Annotated in this window: 25 protein-coding genes; 3 read left to right on the top strand and 22 right to left on the bottom strand. The window is 39.6% G+C overall.

Features of this window, described 5'->3' with window-relative positions; genetic code table 11:
* Positions 1-93 precede the first annotated feature (93 nt).
* Together FFR60_RS12420 and FFR60_RS12415 are read left to right on the top strand one after the other, a co-directional pair.
* Positions 94-2,013 carry an ABC-F family ATP-binding cassette domain-containing protein gene (locus FFR60_RS12420; protein ID WP_137664389.1) on the top strand — a complete coding sequence of 640 codons (1,920 nt, stop codon included), beginning with the start codon at positions 94-96 and terminating at the stop codon, positions 2,011-2,013.
* A 67-nt stretch (positions 2,014-2,080) separates the two neighbouring features.
* Positions 2,081-2,740, top strand: coding sequence for a C39 family peptidase (locus FFR60_RS12415; RefSeq protein ID WP_137664388.1), 660 nt, complete (start codon positions 2,081-2,083; stop codon positions 2,738-2,740).
* A gap of 263 nt (positions 2,741-3,003) precedes the next feature.
* Here the strand turns inward: FFR60_RS12415 and FFR60_RS12410 are convergent, their stop codons facing one another.
* The 9 genes from FFR60_RS12410 to FFR60_RS12370 all read right to left on the bottom strand — a co-directional run bounded on the left by FFR60_RS12410 (position 3,004) and on the right by FFR60_RS12370 (position 10,628).
* Entirely contained in the window at positions 3,004-3,642 is a 639-nt protein-coding gene (locus FFR60_RS12410; RefSeq protein WP_137664387.1) for a bifunctional 4-hydroxy-2-oxoglutarate aldolase/2-dehydro-3-deoxy-phosphogluconate aldolase, read from the bottom strand.
* A gap of 27 nt (positions 3,643-3,669) precedes the next feature.
* Positions 3,670-4,737, bottom strand: a complete 1,068-nt coding sequence (uxuA, locus tag FFR60_RS12405) for a mannonate dehydratase (RefSeq protein WP_137664386.1) — start codon at positions 4,735-4,737, stop codon at positions 3,670-3,672.
* Between the two features lie 20 nt (positions 4,738-4,757).
* On the bottom strand, positions 4,758-5,201 hold the full coding sequence (locus tag FFR60_RS12400; RefSeq protein ID WP_137664385.1) for a PTS sugar transporter subunit IIA: 444 nt from the start codon (positions 5,199-5,201) through the stop codon (positions 4,758-4,760).
* A gap of 17 nt (positions 5,202-5,218) precedes the next feature.
* A complete protein-coding gene (locus FFR60_RS12395; protein WP_137664384.1) occupies positions 5,219-6,091 on the bottom strand; it encodes a hypothetical protein in 873 nt (290 codons plus the stop codon).
* Positions 6,092-6,125: 34 nt separating this feature from the next.
* Positions 6,126-6,632 (bottom strand): PTS sugar transporter subunit IIB, encoded by a 507-nt coding sequence (locus tag FFR60_RS12390; RefSeq protein WP_088932168.1) that lies wholly within the window; start codon positions 6,630-6,632, stop codon positions 6,126-6,128.
* A 21-nt stretch (positions 6,633-6,653) separates the two neighbouring features.
* A complete protein-coding gene (locus tag FFR60_RS12385) occupies positions 6,654-7,526 on the bottom strand; it encodes a PTS system mannose/fructose/sorbose family transporter subunit IID (protein ID WP_088932167.1) in 873 nt (290 codons plus the stop codon).
* A gap of 25 nt (positions 7,527-7,551) precedes the next feature.
* A complete protein-coding gene (locus tag FFR60_RS12380) occupies positions 7,552-8,394 on the bottom strand; it encodes a PTS mannose/fructose/sorbose/N-acetylgalactosamine transporter subunit IIC (RefSeq protein ID WP_088932166.1) in 843 nt (280 codons plus the stop codon).
* Positions 8,395-8,511: 117 nt separating this feature from the next.
* On the bottom strand, positions 8,512-9,615 hold the full coding sequence (locus tag FFR60_RS12375) for an iron-containing alcohol dehydrogenase family protein (protein WP_137664383.1): 1,104 nt from the start codon (positions 9,613-9,615) through the stop codon (positions 8,512-8,514).
* Positions 9,616-9,629: 14 nt separating this feature from the next.
* Complete coding sequence (locus FFR60_RS12370; protein WP_171004927.1) at positions 9,630-10,628, bottom strand: D-isomer specific 2-hydroxyacid dehydrogenase family protein; 999 nt, start codon at positions 10,626-10,628, stop codon at positions 9,630-9,632.
* 296 nt (positions 10,629-10,924) lie between these two features.
* On the opposite strand from FFR60_RS12370, the gene FFR60_RS12365 reads away from it, so the two are divergent.
* Positions 10,925-11,785 carry a MurR/RpiR family transcriptional regulator gene (locus FFR60_RS12365; protein ID WP_137664381.1) on the top strand — a complete coding sequence of 287 codons (861 nt, stop codon included), beginning with the start codon at positions 10,925-10,927 and terminating at the stop codon, positions 11,783-11,785.
* A 216-nt stretch (positions 11,786-12,001) separates the two neighbouring features.
* Here the strand turns inward: FFR60_RS12365 and trhA are convergent, their stop codons facing one another.
* The 13 genes from trhA to FFR60_RS12300 form a co-directional block, all read right to left on the bottom strand.
* A complete protein-coding gene (gene trhA / locus FFR60_RS12360) occupies positions 12,002-12,667 on the bottom strand; it encodes a PAQR family membrane homeostasis protein TrhA (protein ID WP_137664380.1) in 666 nt (221 codons plus the stop codon).
* Positions 12,668-12,688: 21 nt separating this feature from the next.
* The gene (locus tag FFR60_RS12355; RefSeq protein WP_171004926.1) at positions 12,689-13,633 is read right to left on the bottom strand and encodes a DUF4097 family beta strand repeat-containing protein; all 945 of its coding nucleotides are present in this window, start codon (positions 13,631-13,633) and stop codon (positions 12,689-12,691) included.
* Between the two features lie 71 nt (positions 13,634-13,704).
* The gene (locus FFR60_RS12350; protein ID WP_137664378.1) at positions 13,705-14,379 is read right to left on the bottom strand and encodes a TetR/AcrR family transcriptional regulator; all 675 of its coding nucleotides are present in this window, start codon (positions 14,377-14,379) and stop codon (positions 13,705-13,707) included.
* Positions 14,380-14,514: 135 nt separating this feature from the next.
* Positions 14,515-15,150 (bottom strand): YczE/YyaS/YitT family protein, encoded by a 636-nt coding sequence (locus FFR60_RS12345; protein ID WP_137664377.1) that lies wholly within the window; start codon positions 15,148-15,150, stop codon positions 14,515-14,517.
* Positions 15,143-17,038, bottom strand: a complete 1,896-nt coding sequence (locus FFR60_RS12340) for a BglG family transcription antiterminator (RefSeq protein WP_137664376.1) — start codon at positions 17,036-17,038, stop codon at positions 15,143-15,145. Before FFR60_RS12340 ends, FFR60_RS12345 begins: the two co-directional genes overlap by 8 nt.
* Positions 17,039-17,092: 54 nt before the next feature.
* Positions 17,093-18,535, bottom strand: a complete 1,443-nt coding sequence (locus FFR60_RS12335) for a glycoside hydrolase family 1 protein (RefSeq protein WP_283205005.1) — start codon at positions 18,533-18,535, stop codon at positions 17,093-17,095.
* Between the two features lie 36 nt (positions 18,536-18,571).
* Positions 18,572-18,913: a PTS sugar transporter subunit IIA gene (locus FFR60_RS12330; protein WP_137664375.1), complete on the bottom strand. Its 342-nt coding sequence runs from the start codon at positions 18,911-18,913 to the stop codon at positions 18,572-18,574.
* A gap of 33 nt (positions 18,914-18,946) precedes the next feature.
* Positions 18,947-20,212, bottom strand: a complete 1,266-nt coding sequence (locus tag FFR60_RS12325) for a PTS sugar transporter subunit IIC (RefSeq protein ID WP_212741904.1) — start codon at positions 20,210-20,212, stop codon at positions 18,947-18,949.
* A gap of 3 nt (positions 20,213-20,215) precedes the next feature.
* Positions 20,216-20,521, bottom strand: coding sequence for a PTS sugar transporter subunit IIB (locus tag FFR60_RS12320; protein ID WP_088934612.1), 306 nt, complete (start codon positions 20,519-20,521; stop codon positions 20,216-20,218).
* 239 nt (positions 20,522-20,760) lie between these two features.
* Positions 20,761-21,882, bottom strand: coding sequence for an aminotransferase (locus FFR60_RS12315; protein ID WP_137664373.1), 1,122 nt, complete (start codon positions 21,880-21,882; stop codon positions 20,761-20,763).
* A 184-nt stretch (positions 21,883-22,066) separates the two neighbouring features.
* Positions 22,067-22,933 carry a class II fructose-bisphosphate aldolase gene (locus tag FFR60_RS12310; protein ID WP_137664372.1) on the bottom strand — a complete coding sequence of 289 codons (867 nt, stop codon included), beginning with the start codon at positions 22,931-22,933 and terminating at the stop codon, positions 22,067-22,069.
* Positions 22,927-23,466, bottom strand: a complete 540-nt coding sequence (locus FFR60_RS12305) for a DUF4428 domain-containing protein (protein ID WP_137664371.1) — start codon at positions 23,464-23,466, stop codon at positions 22,927-22,929. Before FFR60_RS12305 ends, FFR60_RS12310 begins: the two co-directional genes overlap by 7 nt.
* Entirely contained in the window at positions 23,463-24,932 is a 1,470-nt protein-coding gene (locus FFR60_RS12300) for a xylulokinase (protein ID WP_137664370.1), read from the bottom strand. Before FFR60_RS12300 ends, FFR60_RS12305 begins: the two co-directional genes overlap by 4 nt.
* Between the last annotated feature and the right edge of the window lies 1 nt (position 24,933).

Genomic DNA, 24,933 nt, shown 5'->3' with positions numbered 1-24,933 from the left:
ATTTCTTGAAATGACCGCTTCCAATCGCAAGCTCTTTAAAAATATGGTAGACTGAATCCATTCGGAAAAATAAATTTAAGGAAGATATATCCAATGATTTTACTACAAGCAAATCAAATTGCCCGTTACTTCGGTGCTGATACTTTATTTGAAAATATTCATCTTGAAGTTGCCAGTAAAGCAAGAATCGGTTTAGTCGGAAGAAATGGTGCGGGCAAATCGACACTACTAAAAATTATCGCCAACATCGAAGCACCCGATGTTGGGCAAGTGATCAAAAATAAACAAGCAAGCTTAGGTTATTTAGCGCAAGATACAGGTTTGGATTCAAATGAAACTATTTGGAATGAAATGCTAAAGGCCTTTGATAAAGTCCGTCAAATGGAAAGCCGGATGCGAGAAGTCGAAGTTGCACTCGGTGAAACACTTGAAAGTGATAGCCGCTACGCTTCTTTATTGAAGGAATACGATCAGCTGCAGCATGATTTCAATGATCAAAACGGCTATGGCTACGAAAATGAGATCCGCAGTGTGTTGCACGGTTTTAAATTCGATGAAAGTTTTTATGATAAGGAAATCAGCACATTGTCAGGCGGACAGAAAACACGCTTGGCCTTGGCACGGATGCTGCTAGTGCGACCAGATATTTTGATTCTTGATGAACCAACCAACCATTTAGATATTGAGACATTGGCATGGCTGGAAGATTACTTACAAGGATACCCAGGCGCGTTGTTGATTGTTTCTCATGACCGCTACTTTTTGGATCGTGTCGTCAATGAAATCTATGAAATTTCTCGTCACAAGATTCGTCACTACACTGGGAATTACTCTCGTTATTTAGATTTGAAGGCCGCACAGCTTGCTAGTGATTGGAAAGCTTATGAGAAGCAGCAAGTCGAAATCGACAAATTGGAGGATTTTGTCGCTCGTAATTTAGTTCGAGCGTCAACAACCAAACGAGCGCAAAGTCGACGCAAAACATTAGAAAAGATGGACCGGCTAGATCGACCAGACGGCAAAGAAAAATCAGCAAAATTCATGTTTGATATTGATAAAGTTTCTGGCAACGTTGTTTTGCAAGTTGAAGAAGCTGCGATTGGTTATGAAGAAACATTATCTGAACCGATTGATTTAGATATTCGCCGTGAAGATGCGATCGCCCTTGTTGGTCCAAATGGAATCGGGAAATCTACTTTATTGAAGTCGTTAATTGGTCAGCTTCCTTTTATTAAGGGAAATCCCCATTTTGGAACCAATGTTACTGTCGGCTACTATGATCAAGGTCAAGCAGATTTGCACGGGAATAAAACGATTTTGGCTGAACTTTGGGACGAGCACCCTACCACACCAGAAAAAGATATCCGTAATGTTTTAGGCGGTTTTCTGTTTAGCGGTGAAGATGTAGAAAAGACGATTCCTTTATTAAGCGGCGGTGAAAAAGCTCGTGTTGCTTTAGCAAAGCTTTCTATGAATAAAGAAAATTTCTTGATTCTGGATGAACCAACGAACCACTTGGATATCGATAATAAGGAAGTTTTAGAAAATGCCTTGATCGATTATCAAGGAACACTGCTGTTTGTCTCCCATGACCGCTACTTCATTAATCGGATCGCCAACAAAGTGATCGAATTATCTCCTGAAGGCAGCAAATTATATCTTGGAGATTACGACTATTATTTAGAAAAGAAAAAGGAAGAAGAAGAAATTGCCGAATTGCAGGCAAAAGAAGATGTTCCTGTTGAGGCTCCTAAAAAGAAATTTTATCAAGACAAGGAGCAGCAAAAATTGATCCGCAGTTTGCGTCGAAAGATCGAAGCAATCGAAGAAACGCTTTCTGCTTTAGATGAAAAAATCGACGAACTGGAAGCACAAATGAGTCAGCCGGATATTCTGAATGATCATGTTCAATTATTGGAATTGACTAATGAATTAGAAGCAAAAAAAGCAGAACAAGAGGAACAGCTTTCCAGTTGGGAAGAGCTCAGTCTTGAACTAGAAGAATTCGAATAATTTACAACTTTTGACCGATGACACCTCCCCCTTTTTTCGTTTTAATATAAGGGTGGAGGTGCTTTTTATGAGGCGAAGAATTCGACCTTTTCCAATTTTACTCGGAAGTTTTTTAGTGATCGCCAGTCTAGGTATCCTCTCTACTCGATTCTTTCACTTTAATAATAAAGTCAGCAGTCAGCAGGATTTCTCTGCCAGTGCCAATCAATATTTGCAAGAGCATGGACAAGACTTCTCATTAGCATTACAAACAGACCCGAGATGGGCTAATAAGGCTTATGGGAGTGGGTCTAATCAAAATGATCTGGCTACCAACGGCTGTGCTATTACCTCTTTAGCGATGATCCTTTCTTATCAGGAAAAACGCACGGTTTATCCAACAGAAATTCTGGAATGGAGCGGCGATTGCTATTATGAATCTGGGCAAGGAACTGCGTGGTCAATTTTTCCGGCTTTTGCACAAAATTATGGCTTGACTATGCAAGACCTAGGGAAGGACCAAGCCCAAATCCAACAACACCTAAATCAAAATCAACCAATCGTCATTTCTGTTAATCCTGGTGAGTTCACGGATGTTGGACATATCATGGTTATCAAAAAAGATCTGCAAAGCGATCAACTGATCGTCTATGACCCGAATGATAATTCGGATAAAGAGCATTACATGCAAAGATACTCTCTCGACCAGCTCATGCCTCAGCTTGCTAATGCGTGGGTCTACAGTTAAGCCAAAGAAAGAAGGATGACACACTTGTGTCATCCTTCTTTCTTTGGGGGTTCCTGCTTTCACAGGGGAAAAAGAATTATTTTTAGGGTTAAGTTCATCTTACGCCAAATATTTGAAAAAGGTATGAGCTTTTTGAAGGAAAGTTAGAAAAAAATATGGCGTTATTATGAAGAGCCGTTCTTATTATAATTAAGCAAAAAACATTCATACCTTGTTCCTGTGTTAAAGAACTCAGCATGAATGCTTCTTATTTTAAGTTACAATTATTGAATTTGTTCAACCAATGACTTGAGAATCTGGTTCATCTTCACTCCATTGTCCTCTTTGATTATTTTTTCAGAGAGAATAAAGGAACCGCCGACACCTAATACATGAGGATTCTCTAGATACTCGACAAAGTTATCCTCATTGATCCCGCCAGTTGGTAAAAATTTTATGTCATAAAAAGGACCGCTCAATGCATTGATTGCTTTTAATCCTCCATAAATATCGGCCGGGAAAAATTTCACGACGTTGATTCCGTAATCTGCTGCTAGTTGAATATCTCTTGGTGTCGCAGTTCCAGGAAAAACTGGAACATCTTGTTCTAAGCAATACTCGATTACATCAGGAACAACTGCTGGCGAAACAACAAATTGCGCACCATTTTCAATAGCAATTTTTGCTTCTGCTAATGTTCGGACAGTCCCAGCTCCCACCATCAATTTACCGGATACTGATAATTGCTTGATCGCTTCTGCAGCCAATTCACTGCGAAATGTTACTTCGATCATCGGCACCTTGTTCTCCAACAAAATCTCTTCAACTTTCGTCAAATAGCTTAAATCCGTTGCCGTGTATAGTGGCAATAATTTTGTTTGCGTTAACTGTTCATAGACTTTATGCTTCATATTTACTGGCATCTTTTCACTCACCTTCTACGCAATCTTTTAGTTTTTGCTTTTAGTAATGGCTTCATGCAGTCCTTGCATATAGGTAATTCCCATCGCTCGATCGTATAAACCGTAACCTGGTCTTGCGACTTCACCCCAAAGCGTCCGGCCATGATCTGGACGAATCACTCCATCGAAGCCAACCTCTACTAAAGCTTCCATGATTGCGTACATATCTAATGAACCTTCCGTAGACAAATGAGCAGTTTCTTTAAACTTGCGATAGTCTAAGAATTCCACATTGCGGAAGTGAACAAAGTTGATGCGATCACCAATCGCATGAACGATCTCTACCATGTCATTATCTGGATCCGCGCCTAATGCTCCGGTACATAACGTAACGCCATTGTATGGAGAATCAACCATATTGATGATTCGCTGCAAATCTGACAAGTTCTTCGTGATTCGTGGGAAGCCAAAAATTTCCCAAGGCGGATCATCCGGATGAATCCCCATTTTAACATCCGTTTCTTCACAAACTGGAATGATTTTTTCAAGGAAGTACTGCAGATTATCAAACAAGTCGTCTTCTGTTACGCCATCGTACATTTCAACTAATGAATTGAATTTGTTCAAGCGTTCTTCTTCCCAGCCAGATAGTTGGAATCCTTTCGACTGGCTGCTGATTAATTTATACATGTCGCCGGGTTCCATATTGTCTACTACGGCTTGATCGTACAACAGTGCAAAACTACCATCTTCATTTTCATAATTAAGGGTCGTTTTCGCCCAGCCGAAAATCGGTTTGAAGCTGTAACAAATTAAATTAACACCACACGCAGATAGATTTCTGATCGTTTGAATATAGTTATCGATGTAATGATCCCGCTCAGAAGTACCGGCTTTGATCGCATCATGAATCGCAACACTTTCAATGCCTAGTAATTCCAATTTTTCCTTTTCGATTGACTCTTTGAGTTCGTGGATCTCAGAAACTTCCCAAACATCGCCTGGCATTTTGTTCAACAAAGTACCGACTACGCCGTTGATTCCTGGGATCTGTCTCACATGATTTAAAGGAATGGAGTCGCCTTTCTCTCCATACCATCTAAAGCCCCATTTCATTAATTTAGTCTCCTAACTATTTAAAAGTCGTCTTCATCGTCATCTTCTTCAATTGCTGAAGCATGCCAAATATCTAAACTATCGGCACCCTGGGCCATTATTGCTGGTGCGGCCTGTTCAACTGGTGTACTCAAAATTTGATGATTGATTGTTTCTAGCAGCATCGGCAAGTTTACTCCGCCGATCACATATACGTTTGCTTGAAGCTCTGGATCTAAACCATTTGTGATCAATAGTGATTGATTGTACGGACTCGCACTTACTAAATCCGTTAAAATAATCACGCCAGCTTTCTGATCAACCTCTTTGACAGCTGCTTCAATTTTTTTACCTAGTTCTTGGACATCATCTCCGGAATTTAAATTGACTGTTGCGATATTATTTGTTACGCCGACGATAACTTCGGCGGCATCTTTTAGACCATCACTTAATTTTCCGTGTGTAGCGATTACGATTCCTAACATATGCCCCTCCATTTCTCTCACTGAAACAAGCTTGTCACAGTGGCAATATTTTCCATGTTCAGCTGTTTTTCTTTTAAATCAGCTGGATTTAAATAAAAACCTACATGCTCTTGATCTTTTCTTGCGCTAAAAAGGTAACTTACCTTTTGATCAGCCGCTTGATAATCCACGTTGCTTTTGATTTTACTGCTGTTTGGCGATTCACCAATTAGATGCAGCGGTGCTGAGGCGCCAACACTGTCCAAATAATAGATTTTGCAGTGATTCTTGACTTGATCTTGCAGTTCGTCCAAGCCTTTATTGCCATAGCTGCCCTCATCTAAAAAAGCATAGGCGATATTTTTTTGCTTGTTTTCCGCGATCATTTTCAGCATCGCCAATATCGATGACGTATTGCGAACCAGCGTTTTTCGATTGGACAGCCCTTTGGTGACTTTACCAAGCAAGGCAAAATAGGCTGCATAAATCGCCACGATCCCTAATGTACCAATGGAGTTCAATTGGAACGAGTTAGGGGAAAGGCGCATATAAATCAACGTACCAATTATCCCCAAAAGAATCGCAACTATCGTACTCGCCAAAATGAATCTGGTCGTCTTTTTGGCTTGATCCTTACGATCAAACAGCTGATAAGAACCGAAACTCTCAGGAGGAGTATCATAGAAGGTGCAAATCACGCGATCCGCTTGTTTGATATTACCAACATAGACATTTCGAGCAGCGTATTTCTTTTGCTGGTTGTATTCAATGACCCGCACATCTTCTCGCATTTTAGCAATATCTGTTACCAGCGCAGCGAGGAATCTTTTTTTGCTTTTTTCTGTCCGACGTAGCCGGTAAACATATTGGTAACGGAATAACCAATCTTTGAATCCCTCTGTTTGCTCCATCTATACTCTCTCCTGTTCTTTCAGTTAGTAACTCTTACAGACCGAATTGTTTTAATACATCTTTTAAACTAGATTTTGGTGCCGATGGTGTTGCTTGGAAATAAATATCTTCGACGCCATAATTTTCATTCATATCCTTTAATTTTTCCGCATCGTCTTTATTCAAATAAACAGATTTCGTCACTAGTAAATCTTTGTCTGGATCTTTTTGGGCGATTCCGCCGATATTTAATTCCTTCATTGGTACACCATGTTTTACCAAATCGTAAATAACACTGACTGTTTTTGTGATCAAAATGCAGTTATATTCTTTAAAGTTGAATTCATCCCAGTAAAATTTGGCTTTTTCCGGAGTGATCACGATTGTTTTCTGACCCGTTCGACTACCGGCATTCTTATACAAATCACGCATAAATTTATCTTTGGCTACTACTTCGTCCACTACGAAAATTGAGTTCACACCGCTTTTTTGTGATAAAGTCATCATTACTTGTCCGTGGATCAAACGTTCATCCACTCGAGCTAAATTAATTACGCCCATTTAATACACATCCTTTTCCAATTATAAGATTCCGATTCCAGCTAAAACGATTAAAATCAAGGTCAGCCAGAGTAGTGCTTGGGTTACTTTTAAGCCTTTTTTCGTGTAGAACCAATACACACCCATTACGACTGCCAACGGTAAAATTCCTGGTACGATCTGGTCGAGAATTTCTTGAATAACGAACTTCCGTCCCGAGATCGCAAACTTCAGTGTCGATTCGACTTTTACGTAATTCCCTGCCAAAATTCCCATCATGAACAAACCTAATACGGAAAGAGCTTCGATTGCCGTTTGAACTCCCGTACTTTGCATCAAACCAGTGGCATTTCGTCCCATCGTAAATGATTGTCTAGCAAAGAAAACACCTAGTGCTGCTTGATAGATAGCGAAGAAAACAAATGGGAACAACGCACCCAGTGCACTACCTTGTTGCGCCCAAGGAACAGCGATTGCAATGAAAATGTATTGAACAGTCCCTGAGTCGATCGCATCCCCAATTCCGGCTAAGGCTCCCATCAAACCAGCTTTCGTATTGTACATTAAGTCATCTTGCATCAAGATTTCTTTGTTCTCATACTCTTCTTGTGCCCGCTGCTGCTCCATAGATGACATCAAACCAGTGATAACACCGCCGCCCCAGCTCAACTGGGTATTGAAAAATAGTAGCTGGCGTTTATAAGCAGCTCTCAAGGAGTCATCGTCCTTGTATAATTTTTTCAAAATCGGCATCATGGCATAAAGCAAGGATGGTGCCAAGTAACGTTCAAATGAATGAGGAATCTCATTTGCAAAATGCCATCTGAGATAGGCTTTCGTAACATCTTTACTGGTAATTTCTTCAGGCGCTAAACTTTTATTAGCCGCTGCTTGATTATTTGATACTTCAGTCATTGTTTTTTCCTCCTAATTTAGTCCTTTAAAATCCGTCATCATAATCATCGTCATCATCAAAGGAGGCACTGGAGCTCGTTCCTGCCGACTCGGCTGCTGGAGTTCCACCTTTGCCTTTTTGCGATTGAACAAAGATCAACGCGATTAAGATTCCAAAAATCGCATAAGTTACCATGGTAATTTCAAGGGATTTCAATACTACACTCATGAAATAAGCAAGGAAGAAAAAGACCATATAATCTTTCCGGCCAATTACATATACCGTTGTTGCGATACCGATAGCAGCTAAACCGCCACCGACTACTTCAAGAATATGAATGACGACCGTTCCTTCTAACGCATTAATGACATCTGCAATAATTGGTGCACCTAAGTAAAGGGCAATAAATACTAGTGGTACAAATAGAACAAAGGAAGCGATCGTTGGATATAAAATAATTGAACGTTTCATTGCTTTGGCATTCAAATCCTCAACAGCCTTGTCCGTATACTTTCCTAGGAATGTATTAATGAAGAAACGGAATTGATACAAATAGCTGCCTAAAAGTCCAACTGGCACGGCAACTGCAATCGCCGCTTCTGGTTTCAAGTTTCCTAACAACGCTACTGGAACAGCAATCGCTGCCGCAATTGACGGTTCCGCCGGCATTGATCCGCCTGGTGAGAAAACCCCCATATAGATCATTTGCAAAGCGGCAGTAACGATCATTGCCTGAGCAACATCTCCCATAATAATCCCTACAACTAAACCAGTCATAAGCGGGGAAAAACGCAAGGTCAGGGTTGCCCCTCCTCCTAGCCATCTCGACATTACCGCAGCGACCCATAAAGCAATCAGCAGGCTCTGCATTACACTTAAAGTATCCATAATTTCCTCCTATTTCGTATTGATGTTTTATAAACAAAAATAATTTTATTTCTCATCGCATGTGCCACTTCACTAAAGTATCTTACTTTTGTTTCTGCAAAATACTGGAACTGACTTTTACTCTTGATTAATATACTTTTCTAACTCAAAGATTGACTCCTTCAATAAATCGACTGTAATTGGAATCGGCAGCAGATGAACTTTTTCCTTTGAATCGACAAATGTCACGATTTGATCGATGACTGTTTCATCTGCTGGGAAAAGCTTCATCTGTTTTAGCGACATTGGCAAATTCAACTCTTGATAAAATGGCAATAGCGCATCGATTTGATCCCATTTCTTTTCAACAGCCAATTGATAGAAAATCCCATAAGCAACCTTTTCTCCATGCAGGAAATCATGACTCTTTGGAATATATTTGCTCATCCCATCATGCATCGCATGAGCAATCGCGTTTCTCGCGTATTTGTCACCTAATCCGCCGACCAAGCCGGCAACCGCAAAGACAATTTCAGATAAATGAATAAATTCTTCCGTTGCGTTGCCTGCCTGCATATCTTGGATTGCTTTGGCTGAATTGTTCAAAATCGCATCTTTGCAAAGTTCGGAAGTGTAGCCTGCTAACTGTAAGAACGGTTCATTTATCAAATGTTCCTGCTGTAAAATAGCATCCGACTCATACCATTTGGCGATCGTATCCGCTAGACCAGCGACAAAATAGTTTACAGGTGCATCAACCACGAGTTCGGGATCAGTAATGAAGAAGGCTGCTTGTCGTAAGAAATGTTCGCTCTTTCCTTCAGATTCACCACTTTCCTTGTACATTACCGAAAGCGGAGTCCAAGGTGCGCAATTGCTAGCCAGTGTCGGAATCACTCCGAAATTCACATTCAACGTATGAGCAGCATAGCCGACTAGGTCTGCCAGTTTTCCACCGCCAATTCCAATAATAAAATCAATCTGATTGTCATTTACCACTTTAGCGATTCGCTCGGCACCATAATAGCTGCACTCGCCAGTGTATTGTAGAAAATGAAAGTTATAATCTGCTTGATTTAAAAAGGTAAGAAAAGGTTTGGCCTTTTCAAATGAAATCTGACCATGAACAATCAGCACATTTTTCGCCGAAAATTCTTTCAATATATCTGGTACAAAATCAATCGCACCAATATGGTATCGATAAAACTGGGGGCCAACTTTAACCTTCAAATCGGTTAACATCTTTGCTCTCCTTCCTAACTTACTAATTTGCTTTCAGCTTGAACGGAGCGCTCAGGAATTTTTCCAGCTACCACATCTTCAACATCCCGCAGACATTTTGCACCCATTTCCTGTAAACATTCCATCGTGTAAGCCGAAGTGTGAGGTGTCATTACGACATTGCTGAAAGCTAGATAAGGATGGTCTTTTCGTCCCGGCTCTTCTTCTAAAACGTCCGTCGCCAATCCGGCAATTTTGCCAGATTTTAAAGCGCTGACAATGGCTTCTTCATCAAGTAGCGCCCCACGAGCACTGTTGGAAAGATAAACATTATCCTTCATCTGAGCTATTTTTTCCGTAGAGATCATGTGATAGTTTTCTTCATTTAAACTGGCACAAAGACAGATAATGTCTGCTTCTTTCAATAATTGCGGTAAATCAACTTTTTTAGCTCCGTAGCTTTCCACATGCAACGCAGATTTATAAGGATCATAGGCTAAAACATTGCAGCGAAATCCGTTTCGTAATGTTTCTACAACACAGCTGCCGGTATTTCCAACGCCGATTACGCCGACGGTTTTATTGAATAGAGTTCGACCGACAAAATTGGCCCGATCCTCCCAACTATCATTTTTTACGCTTAAATCTGCTTCGACGGTTTTTCTTAAAAGTGCCAACAGATTCGTGATATTATTTTCGGCAACCGCATCTCGTTCCACTAAAGCTGGAATGATCGAAACGATTGTATCGTGCTCACGAGCCGCTTCAATATCAATATTGTTATACCCAATACCGTGTCTGGTAATTAAAATAAGTTCATCCTTATGCTCAAAAAATTCCTTCGTAAAAAATGGTGTGACACTTGCAATAATGATATTGTAGCCTGTTAACAATTCTGCTAACTCACGTCCGCCGATCTCTCCATCGACTGTAAATGAACGAACCTCACCGATTTTTTCAAGTCGTTCCAATTGATCGTGAAAAATTTTGCCGAAACTACTTGAGTTTACTATCGCAATTTTGTATGTTCCCATCACTAAAGCTCCTTTTAGTCTTGTTTGATCCTTCATGACTGACAAATTCACTTCTATTACAACTTAATCTGCTACTCTCCGATCTGATCCGCCTCCTTCTTTTGCTTTAATCACCCGTCATCCATTTTGACCAATTTCATAGAAACCGATTTCTGATAACGCATTCAAACTTATACTCTTATTATACAAAAAAATATTTTTTTGTAAACAATAAAAATAAAAAATATTTTTGTTGATTTTTTTTTCGTTTACTAGTATCTTAAGAATAACAACCACTAAAAGAAGGAGGGATGCAGATGTCTAGCCCAATTCACTTGCAAATTAAGTCGATGTATAAAGACTTCAGCCCCAAAGAACAAGCGATTGCTGATTATATACTAGAAAATCCCAGTAAGGTTAGTCACAGCTCTATCAGTGATCTTTCTGCTGAATTAGGTATTGCTGACTCGACTTTTTTTCAATTCACTAAAACTTTAGGCTTTAATGGCTTCAAAGATTTTAAAATGGCCTTATTGAAACAAGAGAATGACCTGACTGCTATCACTATCCATGAAAATGTGCAAAAAGATGATTCTGAATTAGTGATGGCGCAAAAAGTTTTCGATTCGAATGTATCCACTTTGACCGATACAAAAAAACTATTAAAGGAAGCAGATTTGAAAAAAGCAGTGAAGATGATCTCTGACTCTCGACGACTCTATTTTTTTGGTGTCGGCGGATCTGAGATCGTAGCAACTGATGCTTACCATAAGTTTCTGCGTTCACCTATCCCGGTCGGACACAGTACAGATTATCACCTTCAATTGATGGAGGCTTCTTTACTTACTGAGGAAGATTGTGCGATGTTCATCTCCCATTCGGGAAAATCAAAAGAAACCATTCATATCGCCGAAGCCGCGAAAAAAAATGGGGCAAAGGTAATCGTAATGACCAGCCAAATCAACTCTCCTCTAGCTAAATTAGGGGATGTGGTCTTCATTTCTATTTCTGAAGAAATAGAATTTCGTTCGGAAGCTTTAGCATCACGAATCGCTCAATTGAGTATCATCGATTCGCTTTATGTGATTCTAATGTTCCATAATCGGGAGAACGCACAAGACACCATTTCAAAAGTAAGAGAAGTTATTCAAGGTCTAAAAGAAAGTAAAACTGATTGATTTTAAATATGTAATATTCACTTCTGACTTGTTGCTTAAATGAGTCAGTTTTTTGTTTAATTTGAGTCATAACCGCTTCTATAAGCTTAGTCTACTCTTTTCTGCCTTTCTTCATTGACTTAAACAGCCCCTTTTTTCTTAGCAATCGTAAGAAAAAAGAACCAAGGGCGAATAGCCCTTAGTTCCAAAATCGATAAATTAGTTTTCTTTAACAACTTACAAAACATATTGGAAAATCATATAGTAATGACAAGCGGCACCGGCCAAAACAAAGAGGTGAAACAATTCATGATTCCCAAAAGCCGGAAAGTGAAATTGACATTTCTTAGCAGCGTAAACGACGGCCCCTACCGTGTAGAGAACACCGCCTATAAACAACCAAACAATTGCTGCAAAGGGCAGATTTTGAGCTAGCGGCTTGATCAAAAATACGATCCCCCACCCCATGATCACATAAATAATGGCGCTGAATCCTTTTGAGTCTTTAAACCAGAATATTTTTCCGATGATTCCGACTAAGGCTAGTGACCAGATCAGAATCAAGCTGATCCAGCCAATTAAGCCATCCAAACAAAGCAGGCAAATCGGCGTATAGCTTCCTGCGATCAGACAAAAGACCATTGAATGATCGATCTTCCTCAGGATTCGATGGACTTTTGGTGAAATATAAAAAATATGAAAAATAGTCGACGCTGAAAAAAGTAAAATCAAACTGGCGCCATAAATACAAAAGGAAACTAATTGAATCGGTGCTGCCCCTTTTCTAACAGATAACAAAATCAATAGAACTGTCCCGCCGATCGACAATAACGTGCCCCACAAATGCAATAAACCACTGGTTATGCTCTCAGCACTACAATAGAATCTCCTCGTTTCTTTCATGCCTCATCCCTCCTATAAAAACTAATTCACATTGATATTACCGTTTCTGGTTTCTACATTAATTCGGGGTACGGAGCTTTTAGTTCCTTCTGTTAAATCATCCCTTTGATTTTTTATTTTTCCTTCCTTGGTTTTTAAACTTAATTGAGCTTTTTTAGAATCCGGCAAGTTTAGTGTGACCGTTCCGTTTTTTGAGAATGCTGATAAATCGTCGGTTAACTTCTTGATTTTTAGTGTCATACTTCCTTCACCGCTAGCTGTGAACTCACCGTTGCCGGAGAAATCAGAAAGTGTTAACTCTCCACTTTTTGTTTCATAGTCTACTTGCCCCTTTATTTTCTTTAATTTGGTATCCGCACTCGTTGTCTGCAGCTTCATTTCTTTTGCATCAACATCTTGTACGTTGATTGGTCCACTGGTGCTTTTGATTTTAATTTTATTTTTGGCAATTAAAGTACTGCTGGAAATCACTCCGCTCGTCGAAGTCAGTTTGATCGTATTTGCTGCTAAGTCATTGCTAGAAATCTTGCCACTCGTGGTATCTAATGCGACAGCAGCCAAAGCTTTATTTAAAAGAGTCGTTTCAACTTTTCCGCTGGTAGAATGAATTTCTAACTCGCCTGAATAATCCTTTGGCACAGACAAAACCATCTTACTTTTAAAACTCGATCCGATCGGTCTTTTTCCTTCTTTGATTCCTACTCCATGATTGTTTTGGGATATCTGTGAGTAATACTTGCGTTTATCTCTGCTCATATATTCCTTCAGAACAATCTTTTTGCTCTTAGAATTTTGAATCAGCAGATCATCTGCATCATAATCTAGTGAAATATTAGCAACTGAATCAATCGAAATTGACTCCGTATTAACGAGCTTCATTTCCTCATCAGAGCCGCAGGCAGTCAAGCCAACGATTATTGAAATCCCCCCTAATAAACAATAAAACAGCTGTTTGCGAACTTTCATCTTTATTTCCTCCTTGTTAATTGAACCGTTCATTCAATTTTCTCTTTTAAGAAAAACAGAGCTGTGCTCTGTTAGGCTTGATAAGCATGCAGTAATAAATCTAAACAAACTTCTTTTGCTTTTTCTGGTGAGATGTCTGTTTCCGTTTCAAACGCGTCGTATCTAACGTGCATTCCCCACCAGGCTAGGCTTTCTACTATTGCCCTGGTCGTATAAAAAGTGTTTTCCACTTTACGAAATTCATTTTTTTCAATATACAGATCAACGTATTGCTGAACTTGAGCAAAAAAACGTTTGCGATAATCACGATAATAATGAGCGAGCTCCGGGAGATCTGCCTCATTGTGCTCGATGATCAAACAGCAGACTGCATAATTTGCGATCACGTCAAAAGCATCAGATAACATCTCTTCCAAGGAATAATCCGCCGCCTGATCCTTCAGATGAGCATCAAAATCTTGCTGATTTTTCTCAAAAGTCGCCTTGATCTCCTCTTCTAAATGATCAAAAACACCAGAGGTACCTGAAGTAACTGGGAATTGCCTTTCATGATCAAAAAATCCTGGATTGACCGCTTCCTTCAAAATAAAGCTGAGAATGTCCTTTTTCCCGCTAAAATACTGATAGATCATCCCGGTAGATAGCCCGATTTCTCTGGCAATATCGCGTACTTGCGTTCGTGCAAAGCCTTTATTGATAAACAATCGACTCGCTGCTTCATAAATTAAATCTAAACGATTCTTCAAAAATATCACCTCAGCCATTAATTGAACGGTTCGTTCAATTTCAGTTTACTCGCTTTTTTTCTATTCGTCAAAACAATTTCTGTTTTTGGCAGTAAAAAAGAATGTACTTTGAGTACATTCTCTACATCTATCGTATCATTCTGTTAATCGTTTCTTCTTTTGGCGAGACCAGAAAGATTTTAATTTAATATTTTCCAAAATCAAAATATCCGCTTGAATCATCGGCCCTAATAGGAAAATCGCAAAGGCTGTACCTAAACCAAATGAACCTCCAAGTAAAACACCGCTGATAACAATAATAAAATCCAATAAAACCCGACCTTTTTGTAAAGTGATGTGCAAAAGGTCGCAGATACAAAACATCATTCCTTCCAAAGGTCCTGAACCTAATTCTCCAGATAAATAAAGAGCGGTTCCCAACGCCATGATAAAAAAGCCCAATAAGGAAGCAAAGATATTATTCTGGAGCACGTCAATTGATTGGATAGTTGGAGCAATTCGATTAATCGTCTCACCAACTAATAAAGTATTGATGATACTGCCTGCTCCCAACATGCTGCGCTTATAAAAAAAGGTAACCAGTAAAAATACTATACTGATTAATTGGCTCCAACGGCCAAACGGAATCGTTGAATGATTCATTAAACCTAGAATCAATGTACTAACTGAGTCAAAGCCCTGATCAGCGACCACGATTATCTCGATTCCGATTCCCATCAGGATCGTACCGAGAAACACTGGGATTATACGAATTAAAAAATTTTTACTCATCGGCTTCTACCATAGACTTGAGTCGTAAAATAAACTCGTCATAATCTTCACTCATACTTAGTTGTTTTGTATTGATCGGTTCAGAAACAATCTCGATGAAGGTTTCAAAAAAATCATTGAATTCATTAGCTTCATTTTTATTGATCGCAATGTAAGCAATTAGTTTGATCGTATGATCTGCCCAAACCAGCGGTTCTTGTAAGGTCATGATGGCAACACCGCTTCTTTGCGCCTCTAATTCAACCGAGTGAGGAACAGCAATTCCAGATGGAAAACTTGTTGGAGACATCCGCTCACGTTTTTCTACTCTTTCGAAAAACTGATCATCTACAAAATCTTCCTCAATCATCCGTTGATTGATTTGTTTACGGATTTCAAAAGGTTCCAAGCCAGCAGGATCAATCTGATTAAAGTACAGCTCCGGCAAAATAAATTTTTCAATGGCTTGATACATGCGGCGTTTTTCCCGCTGTGATTTTAAAGAATTGATTCGTTTTTCGATTTTTTTGACATCCTTGTTGGTTAAAAATGGATGGATAAAGACTGAACCAGCATATTCAGAAGCCGTCTCACGATCTGTCGTCAACAATAGATCGTAATTGCTATTGGCTGCTTTCCATTTTTCCGCAACTAAGAGATTGATAGTTTCCCCGAAACGTTCTTCGATCTGCTTGCTCAAATTTTCTGCGATATCATGGTAGCCGTTCACAATCAGTTGGATTGTGACTTGATTGCGAAAGTGTTTTTGTGTTTCAAGAAAAGAACCAATATGTAAAGCAATGAAGGAAATCTCGTCATCATTGAACCAAATGTCTAAACGGTCTTGAATCAACGAAGAGATATACACTGCTAAATCATAGGTTAATGGATAGGCTGTTTTCAGATCCAGTAAGCTGCTGTTGCGTGTAAAGGTTTCGTAATGGGAGCGATAATACAAGCTTTGTAAATGAATCGCCAGCTTATTGAAAAATTCTTCATCGTGCAATTCGACTAAGTATGTCTGCTCCACTTCTGTTAAAACATCCTGCAGGGCGGTGATGATTTTCTGATTAACAAAATTAGAAAGCTGCTGACTATTTTCGTTCATTAAGGATTCATTTTGCATGCCGATAAATAATAAGGACAATTGCTCCAACTCTGCATGAGAAAAATGAATGTCATATTGCTGAGCTAATTTATTACTGATTTCTTCAGCAATCAAGAACTCTGCATTCCTTTGTGCAGAATCTCTATTAAGGCTCTTTTTTAAGCTATGACCTTGTCGAATACGCTCGATACTAATGGCAAAGTGCAAGACCATATTATTTAATGAGTATTGATTGATCTGGATATTACGATCAGATAAAACATCCTGGATCGTCTGCTGCAGCTTCTCCAACGAAATGTAGCCGATCATTTGCTGAATACTAGCTTTTAATTTTTCCTGCAGATCACTCTCATTGTATAAAAGTGAAATGAGATAGCGGCGCTTGGCCCGCTCTGGACCGGTTAACTTAATGTATTCTTGTTCAAAAATGATTTGAATCGCTTCATTTGTGATCTCTTTTTTTAATTGTTGAATATCGTTTTTCAAGGTGGATTCGGAAATAAAAAGTTTTTCTGCCAACTCGTAAAAATCCACACCTTCAGAGGAATGCTTCAAAAGCTCTAAAAAAATTCGAGATTTCCGATCTTCCGTTCCACCTACAGGCAATTTTACTTCTGCATTCAGTTGATAGCCCAAATGGCTGGTTGAAATGAGTTCTGGTTGATTTTGATTGATCTTAGCTACGCGATTGCGAATCGTACGAGTCGCGCACTTACTAAATTCTGCCAGCTCATCCGAGGTCACCCAGCGTTTCTTCTTGCTTAAATAGTCAATCAGCTCTTTTTCTTTTTTAGTCAGCATCTTCGCACCTCCATTCAAAGAAAAGTTGATCACAAAGACCAACTTTTCAATTGATTATAAAGTTTCACCGTTTGAGGCAATCACCTGTTTATACCACTCAAAACTGTCTTTTTTGATTCGTTGACCAGATCCTTTTCCCTCATTGTCTAGGTCAACATAGATGAAGCCGTAGCGTTTTTCCATTTGCGCTGAAGAACAGCTGATAATATCAATTGGTCCCCAGGCACAATAAGCAATGACATATGCTCCATCATACATCGCTCGCTTCATTTGCGCGATGTGCTCGGAAAGATAGGAAATGCGATAATCATCATGAACTTTTCCATCTTCTAATTTGTCATACATGCCAAAACCATTTTCAGCGATAATAATCGACTTGTGATAGCGATCCCAGTATTGTGATAATGAGTTGTATAACCCTTGTGGATCAACAGCCCAGCCCCAAGGATTGGCCTTCAAGTTAGGGTTCGGCGTAACGGATGAAGGACTCATTGTATTTTTTGACGCATCAACCATCTGTGAATAGTAGTAAGAAAGCGCTAGGTAATCCATTGTGTGATCCTTCAATAATTGTTTATCTTCTTCTGTAACTTCTAAATGAATGTCATTTTCCGCAAAATAATTCAGCGCATATTGCGGATACTCTCCTTGAAATTGAACATCTGTATAGAAATATTGCATTCTGTTGCGGCGCAAAGCCAAATTCACATCATCTGGATCACAAGAATATGGGTACGCCGTACAATCAGCCATCATCGTACCGATCAGCATATCAGGATTGATCGTTTTGGCATAACCAGCTAATTTAGCACTAGCCACAAATTGATGATGAACCGCCTGAAAACTTGCTTCTTCATAATTATCAACAGTATCATATGGAATTGCTGTTGAATTGAAAGGCTCAAATTGAATCAAATTGACTTGATTGATTACGATCCAATACTTCACTTTGGCTTGGTAGCGTTCTAAAACAACTTTTCCGTATTTTACAAATAAATCGATTACTTTACGATTGTTCCAGCCGCCATACTTCAGCGTAATCTCAACCGGTGTTTCATAATGCAAGATGGTAATAATCGGCTCCATCCCTAATTCGATGATTTTGTCGATCAAACGATCATAGTATGCCAAACCCTCTTCATTCGGCTCCTCTTCATCACCAGTCGGAAAAATACGTGTCCAATCAATCGATGTCCGAAAAGTCTTAAATCCCATTTCGCTGAGTAACTCCAGGTCTGACTCATACGTATGATAAAAGTCAATTCCATGACGTTTGGGATAATAACTAGTGGTATCAGCCATATTGGCTTTTACATCTGCAACGGACATCCCTTTATGCTGCTCTTCCGCAATTTCAGCGTTGCTTTTGTCTGGATAATATTTGTGCAAGTCAGCCAAGCTGATCCCTTTTCCAGCAACTTTATAAGCTCCTTCGGCTTGGTTAGCCGCAATCGCTCCTCCCCATAAAAAGTCCTTAGGCATTTGATAATTTTTCAATGAAATTCCTCCTAATTCAGTCTGTCGATCAAACAGCTATTTTTTACTAAACTTTTCAAACAAGCGAACCAAATGCTCACCAATTAGAATCTCGCTTTGAGCGGTCATCAGCGTATCCTGCGCATGGCAAAATAATGTTGAATAACGAATCTGTTCGCCCGAAGCCTCTAATTGCAGCGTATCTGTTTGCAATCCGTGAGCAACCACGACTTCTTTTCGAGCTGCTTTGACTTCCTCTTTTGCTTTTTCAAAATCCATTTCCTCTAAACTTTCCAACGAATGGACCAAATGATCTCTCGCATTGCCAGCATGAACTAAAATGTTCATGGATAGTTGGTTTAATTGATCATTTTCCTCTAAATATTTTGTCTCTTCCATAAAGTGACCTCCCACTACTTGTTCTATAAACTTTTAATGAACGGCTTCCGCTTGAGCTTCTTCTAATGCATCTTGAGCTTCTTGTTTTACTAATGAATTATCGTATGCTTTAAAGAATGGTAAAAATACCAGCCAAGTGATCACGAAAATCAACGCACAAACGATAATTGCTCGCCAATCCTGTGTCGCCAAATAAGATGTGAAAGGATAAGGCATATACCATAATAGAAATGTGCTGGATGGAACATTGACCAATCCTAACGACATCGTGACATAAGCAATCGTTGGAACGATAATACTATTGATCCACATTGGCACCATCAGATATGGATTAAAGGCGATTGGTGCGCCAAACACCAGCGGTTCATTTATATTAAAGATAGAAGGAATGATCACGGCTTTTCCGATCGCCTTTAATTGTGCTGATTTACTCAACAGCAGCATCATCACGGACAAAGCTAGCGTTGTTCCGATCCCACCCATTGAAGAAAAAGCATAACACGTTTCCTGTGTCGCAATATTTAACGCTTGTCCACCGTTAGCAACCGCTTCAGCATTGGCTGCTAAGCCTGACATATAAACTGGATAAACAACGGGCATCATTACCCATCCAGAAATTCCGAAAGTATACAAAAACACCGGAATAAAGACAGACAGCACAAAACCTGGATAGGATTGAACAATACTTGCTAACGGACTGAAAACTAGTAAAACAACATCAAAGAAATCAATTTTAAACTGGAAGGTGATCAACCAGCCCACAAGCAAGACAAAAGTGATCGGCAATAAGCTGTTAAACCAACCAACAACAAAATCTGGAATAGGTGTATCTTCATCAAAGAATGAATATTTCACTGCAAAATTCATCACGAAACCAACAAATAGACCAGTAATCATCGATAGAAACATCCCGGTAGCACCAAAGCGAGAAAGAATAAATATCGCTTCACCATCTGCTGTCATCGTTGGAAACAAAAGCATCATAAATAATACCAAGGAAGCCGCGCCCGAAATCAATTTCTGACCACCATAGCCTTTTTTCTCCATTAAATAATAAGGAATCAAAAAGGCGACCACTAGCGCATACATCCCAAATGAAAAATTACTAATCATTGAAAAATCAGGCATGCCGCTAAAGATATTTTTCAATAACGAAACAACCGTTACTAACGAACCGACGAAAACCAGCGGTAAAGCTACCATGATCGAATCTTGAATCGCAGATATCCAAGGATTCTTAACTACTTTATTTACTTTTGGTGCAAAAGAATTCGTCATGAAATTCATAATTTTATCCATCAACTAATCCTCCATCTTTAAAATTAAGTCCAATGCCTTGTCGCCATTCAGCGTTCCATAAACTGCTTGCGGAATAACTGCGGCTTTAACATTTTTGTCCTTTGTTTGTTCTTGCAGATCATTCAACATGTAGGATAAGTGCGGGCCAATCAACAAGTAATCGATTTCATTAATACGATCATCCAGCTGCGATTCACTCGCTGCTTTGACCGTCACCTCAACCTTTCTTTTTTTCGCTGCTTTTCGGATCGCCGCCGCCATAAATCCGCTTGAAGCGCCTGAACCACAAATTAACAAGATATTTTTCATTTTCTTCACCACTTTCATTTATTTACATGCTCATTATAGGAAATTCAATGTGTCACTCACAAACTTACTTTTTTCCTAGAGATGGGAAAAAGCGAAGATAGCTACTCTATCCTCGCTTTTAGATTATTGTTCGTTAGCACATTAATAAAAAATGATAATGGAAGCATTGGTTAAACCAGCAAGATATTTTCACTCAAAAAAACGCAACGATCTAGTTGAGATTCGTTACGTTTCGCGATTTAAATGGTTGCTAGGTATTCAGAAAACTTCTTCAAGCCAGCGATCAATTCTTCCGTACTGCAGCCATAACCAATACGGATACAAGATTCGAACTCAAAGCAATCTCCAGGAGTAAACAGCAAGCCGTGGTTATTGATCAAATCCAGACACAGCTCTCTGCTTGAACGATCGAAATCATAATAAAGCAGTGTTACGGTTCCCGCTTGCGGTTTTACATAAGAGATATGCGGTTCCTGAGCGACCCATTCATCTAAAATACTCAAATTTTTCCGAATGATTTGCTGATTTCTTGCCAAGATTTTATCTTTATTTTCTAAGGCGATCGCCGCTAATTCCTCATCGATCATGCCGCAGCTAATGGTATTGTGATCGCGATGAAGCAGACACTGCTCTAACGCTGCCTTGTTTTTCGTTGCGATCCAGCCTAAACGCAGACCAGCCAGCGACCAGACCTTGGACATACTGCTGACGCTGATCCCTTTATCGTAAAGATCAGCAATCGATGGACTTTCCACCTCTGCTTGAGTAAGTCCACGATACGTTTCATCGGATAGGATATATGCGTCTGCTTCTTTTGCGATCGCAATCATTTCTTCCAACATTTCTCGATCCATTAATGAGCCGGATGGATTGTTGGGATTGTTGATAATAATCAGTTTGGTCTTTTCAGTGATCAGCTTTCGAACCTCTTCTAAGTCCGGCAGAAAATTATTCTCTGGAGTCAATACATGCTGTTTAACTGTTGCCTGAAAAGATGCTGGAATCGAGTAGAGTTGCTGGTAAGTTGGCAACACAGCGACTACTTCATCCTCAGGTTCAATCAGTGAGTAAAGCACTAAATGATTTGCACCAATCGCACCATGCGTCGTTGTGATATCCTCTTTCTGGATCGTTTGATAGAGAGAAGCGATCCCTTTTTTGAAGCGCGGATTGCCAAAAATATGTCCGTAAGTCAGACGCTTCTGTGCTAATTCGTTTAACGTTTCAGTCTTATCCAGTCCAGCAATCTCAAACAGCTCATCCATACTAATTGAGTCAACACATGTTTCACCCGTATTATAAATCGCCTTGTCCTCATGCTCATTCATCCATAATTCTACTTTAAACGGTTCAATTTTCATTTGATCGCTCCTTCGTCCATTAATGGTTTTATTACCAAAAACTCATGATTCACTTATTATAATGAATAAAATCCAACATAGCGAGAAAAATTCTTTTGAATCAATTTGTTGCTTAAAATCATATATTACAAAAAAGAGTGCGTAATCTTTTTCAATGACTACACACCCCTCTAAACTATTTATACTATTGTCCACTAAAAATTTCTATTGCTCGTACATAATCTTCTTTCAGCGCTTCTGTCGTTACCGCAATGCAATCTTCTAAGAAATAGTCCTGCGTTTCTTCATTCAAGTATTTTCTCAGTGCAGCGGCTCCTGCTTGATTCGCATAAGTATAGTAATTAATTTTGGTGATGCCATTTTTGATTGCTGCTTGATAATCTTCAGCATGGACTCCCGAACCGCCGTGCATCACTAAAGGAATTTTGACTTCCTCATAGATTTTCTTCACGCGCTGCAAATCTAATCTCGGCTCTTTCAAGTAGATACCGTGAACTGTTCCAAAGGCTACTGCTAAGCAATCAACATTTGTAGCATCAACAAATTCTTTAGCTTGCTTTGGATCTGTATAGATATCGGTATCGCCAATTTGGTCGTCATCTGGTGCACGTCCTTCGCCGCCGCCCAAAGATGACGTAAAAACATGACCCAATTCCGCTTCCACACTAACACCTAAACTATGAGCCGCCTTTACCACTTCTTGTGTTCGTGCCACATTTTCATCAAAAGGCAAATCAGAGGCGTCAATCATAACCGATGTAAAACCTAGCTTCATCGCCTGCATAATCACCTCGAAGCTTTTTCCATGATCCAAATGAACTACTACTGGGACAGTGCTGCGTTCAGCGTATTGAATCATGATTGGTCCGATCTCTTCTAATGTGATCAAGGAACCATGACCTTCTGCATGCTGCAAAATCACCGGCATATTCATCTCTTCAGCGGCTTGGATCGCGGCTCGGACCATTTCTAAATTCGGTACGTTGAAGGCCGCGACTGCCTGATTTTTTTCTCTGGCTTTTACTAAAACCTCTTTTAAACTAGCTAACATACAGCAAGCTCCTTTGATTGTTTGACTTCGGTTACAATATTAGCTGCTAATGAACGCATCGTTTTATACGCCATGCTGTCTCGATTGATAAAGTTGGGAATCAACCAAATCTCCCGCGTATCATTTTCAAAAGTCAAAACTACTTTGATGCAGCCTAACTGCTGTTTCTTTTTCTTAACGAGCCTTTCGATTTGTTCTTCCACCACCTGACAATTCGAGATCGCCGCAAATGGATAAATTTCCGGCTTCAAATTCTCTTTCGTGTACTTTCTATGATTCGGCAGACAAATCTGTTGATTCTTATCGTCAAAGAAAATCAATTGATTTATTTTTCTAGAAAGCTCAAAAGATGAGTCAACTGACACTTCTTGCGAGGATTCAAGAATCGCCATAAGTTCTTCTTTGGTCTTTGTTTTGATCGTTTGAGTGAAATTGATGCTGACCCTCTCATAACATTTTTTACACACATGTCCATCCGCACATTTGAATTTGATTAGTTTTAATGATGTACTGCAAATCAAACACTCTTTCATTTCTCGTCACCTCCGAAACTTAATAAAAGCTGAGTCAGTTTTAAATATTTTTTATAGCGCTGATTGTATTTCTCAACAAGTACTGGATCAGGTTGAATCAGTTGAGCGCCATTCTTTGGAAAAATGAAGTTTTTCTCAACACCCATAATTGCTAAGATCGCAGCCCCGTGAACCGCTTCTTGGGAAGTCAGCACACGTTTGATGGGATACCCTAAAATATTGACGAATATTTTGATCCATAATTTGCTTTTTGCTCCGCCGCCAACGATCGTGAAATATTCAGGCGGCTTTTCATTTTTCATGGCCTCAAACAGTTGACGAATACCGAAAGCCAATCCTTCTAAAACAGCCAAATACATTTCTATTCTTCCCGTTTCCAGTCCTAAACCAATAAAAGCACCTTTTAAATCAGGTTCAGCGAATAATGTTTTTTCGCCATTCATGTGAGGAAAAAAGAAAACCTCGTTCTCACCAAGCAGTTCTTTTGGAATCTTTTCCTGCTCTTCACTGTATTTATCAGTCTGCAGAATTCTTTCCAGCCACCAGCTGTTGATTTTAGCACCGGCTTGAACAGTTCCTTGTGTGATGATCGAATTATCCTTTTCAGTAATTCTTGCTATAACATTCTTGCCTCGCGCTTTTAATTGATGCTGACCATTAGGAATCACCACAACCCCAGAGGTTCCAAGTGAAATCAGCGGCTGCATCGTTTCAAAGCTGCCGGACACCAGAGCAGATGCTACATTATCGCCTGTTCCTGATACGACTGGAATAGCTTTTTCAAGCTTCAGCTCCTTACAGAGTTCTTCTGTCAATTTGCCGACAATTGCCGAAGCAGGTCGAATCTCTGGGAACAGTTTACTGTCTAGTCCAAACAGCTCTTGAACCTCTTTGGACCAATGATCCGTATGTAAATCAAATAAAGAAGACGTTGAGGCATCACAATAATCCGTTGCATAGATTCCCGTCAATTTCCATTTCACATAATCCTTAGCAATCAGAACCTTATCAATCTGTTCAAAAAGCTGCGGTTCATTTTCTCTTACCCACAATAAATTGGCTAAAGGGCTGCCAGTTGAAACGATTCTACTTATATGAGCCGATCGGTCATTACTTTCGAGGACTTGCTTAATCTCTGAAATGCTTTCTTTCGTTCGATTATCATTCCACAGAATGGCTGGTCGGACAGAAAAACCGTGTTTGTTAACAAACACGGTCGTGTGCATCTGTCCAGTGATTCCAATTCCCTTGACCGTTTCAGCAGGAAGTTTTTGGAACAATTCTCTCAAGCAATTTACTGCGATTTCGACCCACGTATCCGGTTCAATCTCTGTCCAGCCTTTTTGCGGAGTCAGGTAGTCATATGCATACTGCCTCTCAAAAACTGTTTTTAATTGTTTCGTGACAGCAGCCACCTTGATCGATGTAGTCCCGATATCAAGCCCTACATACACAGATGCACTCATT

Origin of the sequence: Enterococcus hulanensis (assembly GCF_005405485.1) — a bacterium.
GTDB lineage: Bacteria > Bacillota > Bacilli > Lactobacillales > Enterococcaceae > Enterococcus_A > Enterococcus_A hulanensis.
The sequence above is the reverse complement of the archived record's forward strand: the minus strand, read 5'-3'. Positions and strand labels throughout refer to the sequence as shown.

What these genes read in the sequence shown, in the direction of transcription:
- FFR60_RS12420 (WP_137664389.1), top strand. Translation starts at nt 94, where the DNA reads ATGATTTTACTACAAGCAAATCAAATTGCCCGTTACTTCGGTGCTGAT.
- FFR60_RS12415 (WP_137664388.1), top strand. Translation starts at nt 2,081, where the DNA reads ATGAGGCGAAGAATTCGACCTTTTCCAATTTTACTCGGAAGTTTTTTA.
- FFR60_RS12410 (WP_137664387.1), bottom strand. Translation starts at nt 3,642, where the DNA reads ATGCCAGTAAATATGAAGCATAAAGTCTATGAACAGTTAACGCAAACA.
- uxuA (WP_137664386.1), bottom strand. Translation starts at nt 4,737, where the DNA reads ATGAAATGGGGCTTTAGATGGTATGGAGAGAAAGGCGACTCCATTCCT.
- FFR60_RS12400 (WP_137664385.1), bottom strand. Translation starts at nt 5,201, where the DNA reads ATGTTAGGAATCGTAATCGCTACACACGGAAAATTAAGTGATGGTCTA.
- FFR60_RS12395 (WP_137664384.1), bottom strand. Translation starts at nt 6,091, where the DNA reads ATGGAGCAAACAGAGGGATTCAAAGATTGGTTATTCCGTTACCAATAT.
- FFR60_RS12390 (WP_088932168.1), bottom strand. Translation starts at nt 6,632, where the DNA reads ATGGGCGTAATTAATTTAGCTCGAGTGGATGAACGTTTGATCCACGGA.
- FFR60_RS12385 (WP_088932167.1), bottom strand. Translation starts at nt 7,526, where the DNA reads ATGACTGAAGTATCAAATAATCAAGCAGCGGCTAATAAAAGTTTAGCG.
- FFR60_RS12380 (WP_088932166.1), bottom strand. Translation starts at nt 8,394, where the DNA reads ATGGATACTTTAAGTGTAATGCAGAGCCTGCTGATTGCTTTATGGGTC.
- FFR60_RS12375 (WP_137664383.1), bottom strand. Translation starts at nt 9,615, where the DNA reads ATGTTAACCGATTTGAAGGTTAAAGTTGGCCCCCAGTTTTATCGATAC.
- FFR60_RS12370 (WP_171004927.1), bottom strand. Translation starts at nt 10,628, where the DNA reads ATGGGAACATACAAAATTGCGATAGTAAACTCAAGTAGTTTCGGCAAA.
- FFR60_RS12365 (WP_137664381.1), top strand. Translation starts at nt 10,925, where the DNA reads ATGTCTAGCCCAATTCACTTGCAAATTAAGTCGATGTATAAAGACTTC.
- trhA (WP_137664380.1), bottom strand. Translation starts at nt 12,667, where the DNA reads ATGAAAGAAACGAGGAGATTCTATTGTAGTGCTGAGAGCATAACCAGT.
- FFR60_RS12355 (WP_171004926.1), bottom strand. Translation starts at nt 13,633, where the DNA reads ATGAAAGTTCGCAAACAGCTGTTTTATTGTTTATTAGGGGGGATTTCA.
- FFR60_RS12345 (WP_137664377.1), bottom strand. Translation starts at nt 15,150, where the DNA reads ATGAGTAAAAATTTTTTAATTCGTATAATCCCAGTGTTTCTCGGTACG.
- FFR60_RS12340 (WP_137664376.1), bottom strand. Translation starts at nt 17,038, where the DNA reads ATGCTGACTAAAAAAGAAAAAGAGCTGATTGACTATTTAAGCAAGAAG.
- FFR60_RS12330 (WP_137664375.1), bottom strand. Translation starts at nt 18,913, where the DNA reads ATGGAAGAGACAAAATATTTAGAGGAAAATGATCAATTAAACCAACTA.
- FFR60_RS12325 (WP_212741904.1), bottom strand. Translation starts at nt 20,212, where the DNA reads ATGGATAAAATTATGAATTTCATGACGAATTCTTTTGCACCAAAAGTA.
- FFR60_RS12320 (WP_088934612.1), bottom strand. Translation starts at nt 20,521, where the DNA reads ATGAAAAATATCTTGTTAATTTGTGGTTCAGGCGCTTCAAGCGGATTT.
- FFR60_RS12315 (WP_137664373.1), bottom strand. Translation starts at nt 21,882, where the DNA reads ATGAAAATTGAACCGTTTAAAGTAGAATTATGGATGAATGAGCATGAG.
- FFR60_RS12310 (WP_137664372.1), bottom strand. Translation starts at nt 22,933, where the DNA reads ATGTTAGCTAGTTTAAAAGAGGTTTTAGTAAAAGCCAGAGAAAAAAAT.
- FFR60_RS12305 (WP_137664371.1), bottom strand. Translation starts at nt 23,466, where the DNA reads ATGAAAGAGTGTTTGATTTGCAGTACATCATTAAAACTAATCAAATTC.
- FFR60_RS12300 (WP_137664370.1), bottom strand. Translation starts at nt 24,932, where the DNA reads ATGAGTGCATCTGTGTATGTAGGGCTTGATATCGGGACTACATCGATC.